This is a genomic window from Nonomuraea fuscirosea (assembly GCF_003001935.1).
GTDB classification, from domain to species: domain Bacteria; phylum Actinomycetota; class Actinomycetes; order Streptosporangiales; family Streptosporangiaceae; genus Nonomuraea; species Nonomuraea fuscirosea.
On the sequence record NZ_PVNG01000004.1, the window covers coordinates 115,241 to 127,853 of the forward strand.

Annotated in this window: 10 protein-coding genes; 6 read left to right on the forward strand and 4 right to left on the reverse strand. The window is 73.6% G+C overall.

Going from position 1 to position 12,613, the window contains the following annotated elements; genetic code table 11:
• Window positions 1–337: 337 nt before the first annotated feature.
• The 5 genes from B0I32_RS10675 to B0I32_RS10695 all read left to right on the forward strand — a co-directional run bounded on the left by B0I32_RS10675 (window position 338) and on the right by B0I32_RS10695 (window position 8,092).
• Window positions 338–2,833: a glycoside hydrolase family 3 N-terminal domain-containing protein gene (locus B0I32_RS10675; protein ID WP_106237304.1), complete on the forward strand. Its 2,496-nt coding sequence runs from the start codon at window positions 338–340 to the stop codon at window positions 2,831–2,833.
• Window positions 2,817–3,839 carry a LacI family DNA-binding transcriptional regulator gene (locus B0I32_RS10680; RefSeq protein WP_106238197.1) on the forward strand — a complete coding sequence of 341 codons (1,023 nt, stop codon included), beginning with the start codon at window positions 2,817–2,819 and terminating at the stop codon, window positions 3,837–3,839. The genes B0I32_RS10675 and B0I32_RS10680 overlap by 17 nt, the downstream gene beginning before the upstream one ends.
• A gap of 103 nt (window positions 3,840–3,942) precedes the next feature.
• Window positions 3,943–5,025: an NAD(P)-binding domain-containing protein gene (locus B0I32_RS10685; protein ID WP_245955743.1), complete on the forward strand. Its 1,083-nt coding sequence runs from the start codon at window positions 3,943–3,945 to the stop codon at window positions 5,023–5,025.
• Between the two features lie 264 nt (window positions 5,026–5,289).
• On the forward strand, window positions 5,290–6,969 hold the full coding sequence (locus tag B0I32_RS60885; protein ID WP_106237310.1) for a serine/threonine-protein kinase: 1,680 nt from the start codon (window positions 5,290–5,292) through the stop codon (window positions 6,967–6,969).
• Between the two features lie 112 nt (window positions 6,970–7,081).
• Window positions 7,082–8,092 carry a coiled-coil domain-containing protein gene (locus B0I32_RS10695; protein ID WP_245955744.1) on the forward strand — a complete coding sequence of 337 codons (1,011 nt, stop codon included), beginning with the start codon at window positions 7,082–7,084 and terminating at the stop codon, window positions 8,090–8,092.
• Between the two features lie 50 nt (window positions 8,093–8,142).
• Here B0I32_RS10695 and B0I32_RS10700 read toward each other — a convergent pair whose 3' ends face one another.
• The gene (locus tag B0I32_RS10700; protein ID WP_106237312.1) at window positions 8,143–8,352 is read right to left on the reverse strand and encodes a hypothetical protein; all 210 of its coding nucleotides are present in this window, start codon (window positions 8,350–8,352) and stop codon (window positions 8,143–8,145) included.
• Window positions 8,353–8,449: 97 nt separating this feature from the next.
• Here B0I32_RS10700 and B0I32_RS10705 point away from each other — a divergent pair, with 97 nt between their 5' ends.
• The gene (locus tag B0I32_RS10705; RefSeq protein ID WP_106237315.1) at window positions 8,450–9,190 is read left to right on the forward strand and encodes a dienelactone hydrolase family protein; all 741 of its coding nucleotides are present in this window, start codon (window positions 8,450–8,452) and stop codon (window positions 9,188–9,190) included.
• A gap of 306 nt (window positions 9,191–9,496) precedes the next feature.
• Here B0I32_RS10705 and B0I32_RS10710 read toward each other — a convergent pair whose 3' ends face one another.
• From B0I32_RS10710 to B0I32_RS10720, 3 genes are all read right to left on the reverse strand, one after another.
• Window positions 9,497–9,973 (reverse strand): hypothetical protein, encoded by a 477-nt coding sequence (locus B0I32_RS10710; RefSeq protein WP_106237317.1) that lies wholly within the window; start codon window positions 9,971–9,973, stop codon window positions 9,497–9,499.
• 171 nt (window positions 9,974–10,144) lie between these two features.
• Window positions 10,145–11,635, reverse strand: a complete 1,491-nt coding sequence (locus tag B0I32_RS10715; protein ID WP_245955745.1) for a sugar ABC transporter ATP-binding protein — start codon at window positions 11,633–11,635, stop codon at window positions 10,145–10,147.
• A gap of 100 nt (window positions 11,636–11,735) precedes the next feature.
• Window positions 11,736–12,536, reverse strand: a complete 801-nt coding sequence (locus B0I32_RS10720; protein ID WP_219911726.1) for a DeoR/GlpR family DNA-binding transcription regulator — start codon at window positions 12,534–12,536, stop codon at window positions 11,736–11,738.
• Between the last annotated feature and the right edge of the window lie 77 nt (window positions 12,537–12,613).

A 12,613-nucleotide genomic window follows, 5' to 3' on the forward strand; every position in this document is an offset into this window, starting at 1 on the left:
GGCGCGTTTGGTCACTGGATGCGCAACTGATGAGATGGCCGGCGGTCGTGGAACGGCATCGCGGCGATGCCACTCTTCCACCCCTCCTCGTGTCAGCTCATCGAAACATTTTCGACATGACCGCGGGGTTCGCCAATCTAGGTTTCGGCAATAAGGGTGTCAAGACCTTGTCGATCAACGAAGCCCTGGAAATCCCGGCGAGCGCGTGTAAGGTACTCTCGCGCACGCCTTCAGCTGGCGCTTCGGATGATGAAGGTTCGGCGCGGCAAGTCGGTCACAGTCTCGAAACATTTCGAAAACTTGCGACAGCGCCGCACCTCTTTAAGGAGTGCAGTAGATGACGGCTCTAGACCGGACCCCCACGACGGACCGGGCCCTGGGCCCATGGCAGGATCCGGCGCTCGCCGTGGCCGACCGCGTCGACGCCCTTCTCGCGGAGCTGACCCTGGAGGAGAAGATCGGCCAGCTCGGCAGCCGGTGGATCGGCAACGACATGCTGGAGCCCGATCAGGATCCCGCCCCCGACCCGGGCGCGGGGCCGGAGCCCGAGACGCTCAACGTGGCCCCCATGCAGGACGTGTTCGCCGCCTCCGGCACCGTCCCCCTGGAAGAGGCCGTCCGTGACGGGCTCGGTCACCTCACCCGCGTCCACGGCAGCGCCCCGCTCACCGCCGCCCAGGGAGCGGCCGAGGTCGTCCGGCTGCAGCGGGCCGTGGTCGAGGCGTCCAGGCTGGGCATCCCGGCGATCGTCCACGAGGAGTGCCTGACCGGCTTCACCGCCTACGGCGCCACCGTCTACCCCGCGGCCATCGCCTGGGCCGCCACGTTCGACCCCGGGCTGGTACGGCGGATGGCCGCCGCGATCGGCCGCGACATGCGGGCCGTGGGCGTGCACCAGGGGCTGTCGCCGGTGCTGGACGTGGTCCGCGACTACCGGTGGGGCCGGGTCGAGGAGACCATGGGGGAGGACCCGTACCTCGTCGCGACCCTCGGCGCCGCCTACGTGGGCGGCCTGGAGAGCGCCGGGATCATCGCCACGCTCAAACACTTCGCCGGCTACTCCGCCTCGCGCGCCGCCCGCAACCACGGCCCCGTGCCGATGGGCCGGCGCGAGCTGATGGACATGATCCTGCCGCCCTTCGAGGCGGCCATCGCGCTCGGCGGCGCCCGCTCGGTGATGAACTCCTACTCCGACGTCGACGGCGTCCCCGCCGGGGCCGACCCGTGGCTGCTGACCGAGGTGCTGCGCGAGGAGTGGGGGTTCACCGGCACCGTCGTCTCCGACTACTGGGCCGTCCCGTTCCTGGCCACCATGCACCACGTCGCCGCCGACCCCGCTGAAGCGGGCGTCCAGGCGCTCAGCGCCGGCATCGACGTCGAACTGCCCGACACCCTCGGCTTCGGCCGGCACCTGGCCGAAGCGGTGCGCCGCGGCGAGCTGCCCGAGGCGCTGATCGACCGGGCCGTGCGCCGCCTGCTCACCCAGAAGGCCGAGCTCGGGCTGCTCGACCCCGGCTGGACCCCCGAGGACTCGGTCGCCGGCGCGGAGTCCGTGGACCTCGACTCGCCGGGCAACCGCGCCCTGGCCAGGGAGCTGGCCGAGCGGTCGATCATCCTGCTCGACGCCGGGAGCGCCCTGCCGCTGCTCGGCGAGGGCCGCACCGCGCCCCGCCGCGTCGCCGTCGTCGGGCCCGCCGCCCACGACCCGCGGACGTTCATGGGCTGCTACGCCTTCCCCAACCACGTCCTGCCCCGGCACCCGGGCCTCGGGCTCGGCCTCGACGCGCCGACCGTGCTCGACGCGCTCGCGCGCGAGCTGCCGGACGCCGAGCTGCGTTACGAGCGGGGCTGCGACGTGCGCGGCGACGACCGCTCCGGCTTCGCCGCCGCGCTGGCCGCCGCCCGCGAGGCCGACGTGTGCGTGGCCGTGGTGGGCGACCTGGCCGGCCTGTTCGGGCACGGCACCTCGGGCGAGGGCTGCGACGCCGAGGACCTGCGGCTGCCCGGCGCGCAGGCCGACCTGCTGGCCGAGCTGGCCGCCACCGGCACGCCGGTCGTCGTGGTCGTCGTCTCGGGGCGTCCGTACGCGCTCGGCGAGGTGCACGCGTCGGCCGCCGCGCTCGTCCAGGCGTTCATGCCCGGCGAGGAGGGCGGAGCGGCCATCGCCGGCGTGCTGTCCGGCCGGGTCCAGCCGGTCGGCCGGCTGCCCGTGCAGATCCCGCGCACACCCGGCGGGCAGCCGGGCACCTACCTGCAGCCGCCGCTGGGCGCCGACAGCCACGGCATCAGCAACCTCGACCCGACGCCGCTGTTCCCCTTCGGCCACGGCGCCTCCTACACCTCCTTCGAGCTGTCCGATCTGCGGATCAGCGACACCGAGGTGCCCACCGACGGGGAGTTCACCGTCTCGCTCGCCGTGCGCAACACCGGCGGCCGGGCCGGCGAGGAGGTCGTCCAGCTCTACCTGCGCGACGTCGTGGCCCAGGTGACCCGGCCGGTCCGGCAGCTCACCGGCTACGCCAGAGTCCGGCTCGAACCCGGGGAGAGCACGCGGGTCAGCTTCGGCGTGCACGCCGACCGCACCGCGTTCACCGGCCGCGACCTGCGCCGCGTCGTCGAGCCCGGCGACATCGAGGTGCTGGCCGGCACCTCGGCGGCCGACCTGCCCTGCCGCGGCACGGTCCGGCTGACCGGGCCGGCCCGCCACGTCGGCCACGACCGGCGGCTCGTGACCACCGTAGAGATCGAGAACGGGAGAACCGACGCCATCGAGACCATGATCGAGGGAGCGAACGGCAGCAGGCAGGGGGGTGCCGATGCCGCCCAGTCCTAGACGGGCCACGCTGGCGACGGTGGCGGCCTCGGCGGGTGTGTCGGTCGCCACCGTCTCGAAGGTGCTCAACGGCCGCAGCGACGTCTCGCCCGCCACCCGGTCGCTGGTGCAGTCGCTGCTGCAGGAGCACGAGTACGTCGCGCCCGCCCCCCGCCGCGAGCCGGCCGGGCTGGCCACCGTCGAGGTGCAGTTCGACACCGACCTGAACGCGTACTCGACCGAGATCGTCCAGGGCGCGGTGGCCGCGGGCGCCGAGGAGGGCGTCGGGATCGTGGTCAGCATCAGGAGCGGCACCGAGCGCACCACCGCCTGGGCCCGCGAGCTGGTCGCGGCCGGGCGGCGCGCGCTGATCGCCGTCACCGGCGAGCTGACCGCCGGGCAGCCCGCCGCGCTGGCCAGGGCCCGGCTGCCGCTCGTCCTCATCGACCCGCTCAACCTGCCGCGCACCCGCGTCACCAGCGTCGGCTCGACCAACTTCGCCGGCGGCCTGGCCGCCACCCACCACCTGCTGTCCCTGGGGCACCGGCGCATCGCCTACATCGGCGGCCCGGCCACCGCCGCCTGCAACCAGGCGCGGCTGCACGGCTACCGCGCCGCCATGGAGGCCGAGGGCGCGCCCGTGCTGCCCGGCTACGTGCGCTCCAGCCACTTCCGCTACCACAGCGGGGTGGCGGGCGGGGCGGCGGTGCTCGACCTGCCGCGCGCCCCGACGGCGATCTTCGCGGGCAGCGACGAGATGGCCGTCGGGATCATGGAGGCGGCGCGGGCGCGCGGGCTGCGCATCCCCGAGGACCTCAGCATCGTGGGGTTCGACGACACCCAGATCGCCCAGGTGACCTCGCCGCCGCTGACGACCATCCGGCAGCCGCTGCGGGAGATGGGCGGGGTCGCGCTGCGTACGGCGTTACGGCTGGCGGCGGGGGAGCGGATCGACTCCCATCATGTGGAGCTGGCGACGGAACTGGTCGTCCGCGGCTCGACCGCCCCGGTGCCACCGCGCTCCTGACGATCCGCTGCTGTGCGCGGTCGGGAGCCCGGGCCGGCGGCGGACGCGGAGCCCGTCCAGGCCGGGGTTCCCGTCCGCGCGCGGGAAGAGGCGGCGGGGCGGTGTGGTTGCACCGATCGTGGAGCACAGCAGCGAGGTCGTGGTGATCGGCGCCGGGCAGGCGGGCCTGTCCAGCGCGTACTTCCTGCGCCGGTTCGGGTTCGAGCCGGTCGTCCTCGACGCGGCCGAAGGGCCGGGAGGGGCGTGGCGGCACCGCTCGCCCTCGCTGACCATGGACAAGGTGCACGGCGTCTTCGACCTGCCCGGCGTGCCCAGGACGCCCGGCTCCGACGGCGGGCGTCCCGCCGCCGAGGCGGTGCCGGCCTACTACGCCGGCTACGAGCGCGAGATCGGGCTGGACGTCGTGCGCCCGGCCAAGGTCACCGCCGTCGGCCACCTGGACGCCGGCCGGCTGCTGGTCGAGTCGGACGCGGGGCGGTGGGCCGCCCGCGCGGTCGTCAACGCCACCGGCACCTGGACGCGCCCGTACTGGCCCTACCATCCCGGCGCGGCCGATTTCGCGGGCCGGCAGCTCCACTACGCCGGCTACCGGGGACCGGCCGAGTTCGCGGGGCGGCGCGTGGTCGTGGTGGGCGGCGGGGCGTCGGCGATGCACGTGCTGTCCGAGATCGCCGGCGTGGCCGCCGCGACCGCCTGGGTCACCCGGCGGCCGCCCGTCTTCAGGGACGACGACTTCGGCGAGGAGGCCAGGCGGGAGGCCGTGGCCATGGTCGAGGAGCGCGTGCGCGCCGGGCTGCCGCCGCAGAGCGTCGTCGGGGTGACCGGCCTGACCTACAGCGTCGTCGTCCGCGAGGCGCTGGCGAAGGGCGCTCTCGACCGGCTGCCGATGTTCGGCCGCATCGTGGCGGACGGGGTGGTCTGGGACGACGGCACGTACGTGGCGGCCGACACGATCGTCTGGGCCACCGGCTTCCGCTCCGCGCTCGACCACCTCGCCCCGCTCAAGCTGAGGGAGCCGGGCGGCGGCATCCGGGTGGACGGCACGCAGGTGATCAGGGAACCCCGGCTCCAGCTCGTCGGTTACGGCCCCTCGGCCAGCACCACCGGCGCCAACCGAGCCGGCCGCACGGCCGCCCGCAACGTCCGGAACCTCCTGACCGCCCTCCCCCTCCGCCCCGCCGCCTGACCCCGCCCGTCCCCTCCCCGCCGCCTGACCCCGCTCACCTGCTCCGCCCCGCCGCCTGACCTCCGCCCGCCCGCTCAGGCCCGCCCCCTCCCCTCGGACCCGCCTTCCTGACCCGGTCTCGCGGACCCGGATCTCCTATGGATCATCGTGGAATACCGATTCCGGCATGTCCGGCGGCTGCTCCCGCGAAGGGGTCGACACCCGGTGTGACGCGGGGATAACGTCCTGACATCAGGATCTTTATCCGGTCAGGAGGTCCCCATCATGGAGGTTCCCGGCTACACGGAGATCCGGGAACTCGGTCATGGCGGGACCGGCCGGGTCATGCTCGCCGTGCGCGATTCCGACGGGCTGGCCGTCGCGGTCAAGCACCTGTCCGCCCCGCTGCGCCAGGACGCCGGCTTCGTGACCCGCTTCCGCGCCGAGGCCCAGCTCATCAAGGAGATCGACAGCCCGCACACCGCCCGCGTGCTCGACTACGTCGAATCCGGCGACGACGCCGTCATCGTGATGGAGCTGGTCGACGGCGTCACGCTGCGGCGGCTGCTGGCGGACGAGGGCGCGACCGGTCCCGAGGCGGCGCTGGTGGTGCTCAAGGGGGCGCTGCTCGGGCTGGCGGAGGCGCACCGGCACGGGGTCGTGCACCGCGACTTCAAGCCGGAGAACGTGATGATCACGCAGGACGGCGACAGCAAGCTCGTCGACTTCGGCGTGGCCGCCCGCTTCGGGGAGAACGCCGAGCTGGCGGGGACGCCGCCGTACATGGCGCCCGAGCAGTGGGACGACGCCCCGGCCGGGGCCGCGACCGACGTGTACGCCGCCGCCCTGGTCTTCTACGAGTGCCTGACCGGCCACCGCGCCTTCCACGGCGAGAACGTCGCCGCCCTCGCCTACCAGCACCAGCACGTGCCGCCGCCGCTGGAGGACGTCGAGGAGCCGCTGCGCCCGCTGCTCGCGCACGGCCTGGCCAAGGACCCTTCGGCGCGGCCCGAGTCGGCGCAGGCGTTCCTGGCCAGGCTGGAGGAGACGGCACGGGAGGCGTACGGGGAGGAGTGGGAGCGGCGCGGACGGGCCGGGCTCGGGATCCTGCTCCTGCCGCTGGCCGCCCTGCTGCCGGATGCCCGCGCGGCGGCCGGCGGCGCGGGAAGCGGCGGGGTGGAAGGTGACGGCGGCACGGCCACGAGCCTCGCGCAGAGCACGCTCTCGCCCGTGGGCAAGCTGGCGATGACCGGTGGGCTGGTGGTGGCCACGGCGGCGGCCGTGGTGTCGGCGTTCGTGATCCTCGGGGACGGCCCGGGGCCGGGGACCGGCAGCGCCCTGCCGCCCGCCACGTCGGCTCCGCCGTTCACCGCCGCGCCCACCGCGTCCTCCGCGCAGGAGTCCGGCACGCCCGAGCCGACGGAACCGGCCGCCTCCGATCCGGCCACCCCGGACTTCACCCCCGGCCGCACCTCGGGCCCCACGCCGGCCGATCCGCCGTCCGAGGCGGGACCCACCACGGGCCGGCCGGTCGCGACCCCGCCGCCGGCCACCCGGCCGACCAGCCGGCCCACGCGCACCCGCACGAGCCGCCCCACCGCCACCCGGGAGCCCACCCGCGAGCCGACGCGGTCCAGCCCGCCCACCAGGACCCGCACGACGCCGCCGGCGACACCGCCCGTCACGCCGCCCCCTGACGACGATCCGCCGGGCACCGGCGACGAGCCGCCCGAGCCTCCCGCGACGAACCCGCCCGGCCGCGAGCCGCTGATCTCCCTGTCGGTCAGCGTGTCACTCGGCCTGCCGGTGCTCGGCGGCGAGGGCGACGGGCTGGTGGACGCCGACGTCGGGCTCGGCCTGGGCACCAGCTTGCTGGGATTCCTCGTGGTGCCCGGCTCGGTGCTGCTCGGACGGCAGATCGTGGCCCGCAGAACGCGCAAAGGACGCGATACCGGAAAATCGTGATTGCATGCCGGAACGCGTGATCTCTACTATCGTGCGTCGAATAGAGGGCGGCCCCCGGCCCGAATAGCTCGTGACCGGAACCTGCCCTGCGTGCCCCAGGGTAAGGAGAAGAGTGGCGGTTGCGTCCTCTGCCGACCGGCTGCGCGCCCCGGCCCGTACGACCCTCGCCTGTCTCACCCTGGTGCTGCTGCTCGCGGCGGCCCCGGAGCGGGCGGCTTCAGCACAGGCGGCCCCCAAGCCCACCGCCAAGCAGCTGAAGAAGGAACTGGCCGAGCTGCAGAAGGACTCGGACAAGTTCATCGCCGACTACTACGAGAGCCGCGTCGCCGGGCAGAAGGCGGAGCGGGCGGAGAAGGCGGCGCGCGAGAAGCTGGCCGCCGCCCAGGAGGTCTACGACCGCCAGTCCACCGAACTGCGGGCCATGGCCCTCGCCAAGTACATCGGCGGCGATCCCGGCACGGCCGGCCTGCTCACCTCCGAGGGCGACCCGTCGGCGCTGCTCGCCCGGATGGCGCTGGCCCAGCACATGATCGACCTCCAGGACGCCAGGCTGAGCGGCTACGCCCGGGTACGCGACGACCGCCGCCAGGCAGAGCAGGACGCCGCCGCCCGTACCGAGGAACTCCAGGCGAGCACCGAGGAGCTGGAGAAGCGCAAGAAGAAGGCCGAGAAGCAGATCGAGAAGATCAAGGACCGGATCGACCTGCTCTACACCGCCCCGGGGGTGCGCCGCCCCGACGGCACCTGGGTGCCCCAGCTGCCCGCCGGGACGGACAACGTCACACCCCGCATGCGGCTGGTCAAGGAGCTCATTCAGCAGCGCTTCCAGGTGCCGTACGGGATCGGGTGCTACCGGGCGATCCAGGACGGCGGCGAGCATCCACTCGGGCGTGCCTGCGACTTCATGCTGAGCCGCGGCGGCGCGTTGCCGTCGGGCGCCGAGCTGAAACGCGGCGAGGAGATCGCCGCCTGGGCGATCAAGAACGCCAGGCGGCTCGGCATCATGTACATCATCTACCGGCAGCGCATCTGGCACACCCGCACGGGCGGCTGGCGGACGATGTCCGACCGCGGCGGCACCACCGCCAACCACTACGACCACCCGCACATCTCGGTGTACTGAGGCGCACGGCCGTCTTGCCACGTGAACCCCTGGTCAGGGGCGGCCGTGCGCTACTCGCCTCCGTCCCCGCCGTCGTCACCGTGGCCGCCGCCTCCGTCTGGAGGGTCGCGCATGATGAGCGCGATGAGCAGGTAGGTGAAGAAGCCGGCGACCGAGATGACGTACGGGCCGGCCTGGATCCGACGGCGATCCTGCCGCGGTGGCTCACCTCGCCCGGCTCGCGTGCGTCGCGGCGCGGGATACGGTGGGCGCGTCGGCATCGTGCTTCTCCGCCGGCCTGCTGCGCCGCGTCGCCGTGCCCGCGTGATGGCGGTGTCCGGGCGTGCTTGATGAGTCCTCTTTGCCATGGAGTGCGAAATGATGATCGAGATTCCCGGTCCCGACGGCACGGCGGAAGCCTGGCTGGCCCGTCCCGACGACTCCGCCGAGCACCCGGGCGTGCTGTTCTTCATCGACGCGATCGGGCTGCGTCCCAGGATCCACGAGATGGCCGACCGGATCGCGAGCTGGGGTTACGTCGTGCTCGCGCCCAACATCTTCTACCGCGAGGGCACCGCCGCGGAGACCTCGCCGACGGGTGACCTGCGGCTGCCGGGGGAGCGGGAGAAGTTCTTCGCGACCGTCGGGCCGCGGATCGGCTCGCTGACGACCGAGCGGGTGACGGCCGACAACGCGAGCTACCTGGCCGCGCTGCGGGCCCAGGACGGCGTGTCCGCCGGGCCGGTGGGAGTGACCGGCTACTGCATGGGGGCGCGGCTGGCCATCCGGGCGGCCGGCGCCCACCCCGCCGAGGTCGGCGCCGTCGGCGGCTTCCACGGCGGCGGCCTGGCCACCGACGCGCCCGACAGCCCGCACCTGAGCCTTGCCACAGCCCGAGCCGAGTTCGTCTTCGGTCACGCCGACAACGACCCGTCCATGGACCCGGAGGCCGTCGAGAGGCTCGGACGGGCGCTCAAGGACGCCGGCCTGACCGCCGCCAACGAGGTGTACGCCGGAGCGCCGCACGGCTACTCGATGTCGGACACGTCGATGTACGACGAGGCCGCCTGCGAACGCCACTTCACCACCCTCCGCGCCCTCTTCGCCCGCGCCCTCTGATGACTCGGGTTGTACGACCTGCCCGGCAGGCTGAACGCCCGGCGGGTCGGCGCGTGGTGATCCGGTCGGGTCGAGGACGGGGCCTGATCGCGATTCGGCCCAGGGCCGGACCAGCTCTGGGGACTGGTCGCGCCTGACCCGGGGCAGGGCCGTTGGTCGCGGACCGGTCTCCGCCGCCTCATGCCGGGGTCACGGCCGGGCTTCGGGCTGGGGGAGGAGGCCCGGTTTCCGTCGGGTCCGGTGGGGCTCACGGTTGGTGGGCGCGGTCCGGGTCTTCGTCAGCTCAGGAGGGCCCCCTGACCGGGCTCACGGCTGGGAGAGTTCGGCGTCGAGGCGGGTGAAGGTGGCGCCCTGGGTGGTGGCGCGGGCGCCGAGGACGTGGCCGTCGCACATGGTCGTCACCGTGCCCGCCCGGTCCGTCACCTTCCAGGTGACCCGCTCCTGGCACGGCTGACCGCGCCGGTCGCGTTCCCAGGTGCGGCCGCACACGCGGCAGGTCGTGACGTTGACGCTGTACGACAGGGTGTTGCCGTGCTCGGGGCACACGCCCCACGGGATGCCGCACCGGCGCTCCAGCAGGGAGCGGATCCTGGCCAGGTCGCCGGCCGCGCGCTGGAGGTCCTCGCCGCCCCGGTCCAGCCAGCCGGCGGCGTGCCGGGCGGCTTGGAGGGGGTCGCGTTCGGCCGCCGCCGCAGGGGCGCTGTCGCACAGCGCCCGCACCTCGGTGGCCAGCGCCTCGGCACGGGCGGCCAGGTCGCGCAGCTGCTGAGGACTGATGCTCATGAGATGCTCCCCTCGGGCCGGGGCCGCCACGGCGGCGGGGACGGCCGGTCGTACCGGACCGTATGAGGTGATCTTATGCGCCGGCCGACCTCTTCGCGGCGATGGGCGGGTCCGGTGCCGATCAGTCCTGCGCGAGGACTACGGGAAGCGTCAGTGCCTGGTGGCGGCGGGTCAGTCTTTGGCGAGGGCGGACAGGAGGCGGTCCTCGGTGACCTCGGGGCCGGTCAGTTGTTCGGTGATCGCCCCGTCCCTGAGCACGACCACGCTGTCGCAGTTCTCCACCAGCTCGGACACGTCCGACGAGATCAGCAGGATGGCCAGCCCGTCCACGGCCAGCTCGTCCAGCAGCGCCTGCATCTCCAGCTTGGTCGCCACGTCCACCCCCCGGGTCGGCTCGTCCAGCAGCAGGACCTTGGGGTGCATGGCCAGCCAGCGGGCCAGCAGCACCTTCTGCTGGTTGCCGCCCGACAGCTCGCCGGCCGGCTGCCTGGGGGAGACGGCCTTGATGCCCAGCCGCCGCATGAACGTGGCCACGATGTTGTCCACCTGCGCGTCCGACACGATCCCCGCCCGCGACAGCCGGGGCAGGGCGGCCAGGGCGATGTTGTCGCGTACCGAGAGGGTCGGCACGATGCCCTCGGTCTTCCTGTTCTCCGGCACCAGCCCGACCCCGGCGCGTACGGCGCTCCTGATCGACCACTTGCGCGCCTGCGCCCCGGCCACGGTCACCTGGCCGGCGTCCACGGGGAGCACGCCGGCGATGGCGCGGGCCGTCTCGCTGCGGCCGGCGCCGAGCAGGCCGCCGAGCCCGACGACCTCGCCCGCGCGCATCTCCAGCGACACCCCGTCCAGGACGTGGTGGCGGGTCAGGCCCTTGGCCTCCAGGACCGGCACGTCGCCGGGCACGCCGGGCTCGCCGTGCTGGGTGGCGGGCTCCACGGGGTGGAAGGGCCGGCCCAGCATGAGCGAGACCAGCCGCAGCCGGTCGAGCCCGGCCAGCGGGCCCGTGTGCACGACCCTGCCCTCGCGCAGCACCGTGACGCGGTCGCAGATCCCGTACAGCTCCTCCAGGCGGTGGGTGACGTAGACGACCGAGCGACCCTGCTCACGCAGCGTGGTCACGGCCGCGAACAGGGTCGCCAGCTCGGCGTGGTCGAGCGCCGTGGTGGGCTCGTCCATGATGACCAGGCGGGCGTCCGCCGAGGCGGCCCTGGCCAGGGCGACGATCTGGCGCGCGCCCTCGCCCAGCGACCCGAGCGGGCGGCGCACGTCCACGTCGAGCCCGTACGCGGCCAGCGTCTCCTCGGCGCGGGCGTGCACGGCGGCGGCGTCGATCAGCCCGAATCGCCCCCTGGGCTCCCTGCCCAGCAGCAGGTTGCGGGCCACGCTCATCGTCGGTACGAGGTTCGTCTCCTGATGGATCGTGGCGATCCCGGCCCGCCTGGCGTCGGCCGGACCGGCGAACCTGACCGGCTCCCCGAGCAGGCGCAGCTCGCCCGCGTCGGGCTGGTGGACGCCGGACAGCACCTTGACCAGGGTCGACTTGCCGGCGCCGTTGCCGCCCACGAGGGCGTGCACCTCTCCCGCGCGCACGGACATGGTGACGTGGTCGAGGGCGGTGACACCCTGGAACGCCTTGAGAACGCCAGCGACCTGCAGCACGGTTGCCTCCGCCTCGATGGTGGTCGAGGTAGGAAACGTTATAGTAACGAGCCTGTCACATTCGATCAGATCCGGGCGTAAGAAAAAAGGGGGAACCGGGCTAGATCTCGGCGACGTGCAGCCGGACGCCGCGCGCGCTCAGGTCGTCGAGCACGTCACGGGGCGCGGCGTCGTCGGTGACCAGGTGGTCGATCCGGTCGGGCGCGACCGTCTGCACCATCGTGTCGACGCCGATCTTGGTGTGGTCGGCCAGCACCACGACCTCCTCCGCCGCCCCGGCCAGCGCCCGGTCGACGCCGGCGACCTGCATGTTGGGCGTGGACAGGCCGCGCTCGGCGGTCAGGCCGTTGCCGGAGATGAAGGCCCGGCGCACCCGCAGCCCGGCCAGGGAGTGCTCGGCCGCGCTGCCCACCAGGGCCAGGATCGAGCCGCGCAGCGTGCCGCCGGTCAGCATCACCTCCACCCGCGGCGAGGCGGACAGCACCTGCGCGACCAGCAGCGAGTTGGTCACCACGGCCAGCTCGGCGTGCCTGGTCAGGCGGCGGGCGAACTCCTGGGTGGTGGTGCCTGGGCCGACCACGATGGCGTCGCCGTCCTCGACGAGGGCGCCGGCCAGGTCGGCGATGGCGGCCTTCTCGGCCGACTCGAGTGACACCTTCTGCGTGTAGCCGGCCTCGCGGGACAGCTCGCCCGGCAGTGTCGCGCCGCCGTGGTGGCGGTTGAGCAGGCCCTCCGACTCCAGCGCGCGCAGGTCGCGGCGGACGGTCACCTCGGAGGAGTGCACGGCCTGGGCCAGCTCCCGCAGCGACACGGCGCCGTTCGCGCGCACCAGTTCGATGATGCGCTGCCGGCGTTCAGCGGCGAACACGGGCCTGCGTCCGTCACTCTGCGTGTCGCTCACGTCCCGATCATAGTCGACGGGCCAAGTGAAGTTCACCTCTGACCGAACGCGAACGAATTTGATCGGAAATCTTGACC

Bases quoted from the DNA above. Each gene is read 5' to 3' on its own strand.
- B0I32_RS10700 (WP_106237312.1), bottom strand. From the start codon at position 8,352: ATGCCGACGCGCCCACCGTATCCCGCGCCGCGACGCACGCGAGCCGGG.
- B0I32_RS10705 (WP_106237315.1), top strand. From the start codon at position 8,450: ATGATGATCGAGATTCCCGGTCCCGACGGCACGGCGGAAGCCTGGCTG.
- B0I32_RS60885 (WP_106237310.1), top strand. From the start codon at position 5,290: ATGGAGGTTCCCGGCTACACGGAGATCCGGGAACTCGGTCATGGCGGG.
- B0I32_RS10680 (WP_106238197.1), top strand. From the start codon at position 2,817: ATGCCGCCCAGTCCTAGACGGGCCACGCTGGCGACGGTGGCGGCCTCG.
- B0I32_RS10675 (WP_106237304.1), top strand. From the start codon at position 338: ATGACGGCTCTAGACCGGACCCCCACGACGGACCGGGCCCTGGGCCCA.
- B0I32_RS10710 (WP_106237317.1), bottom strand. From the start codon at position 9,973: ATGAGCATCAGTCCTCAGCAGCTGCGCGACCTGGCCGCCCGTGCCGAG.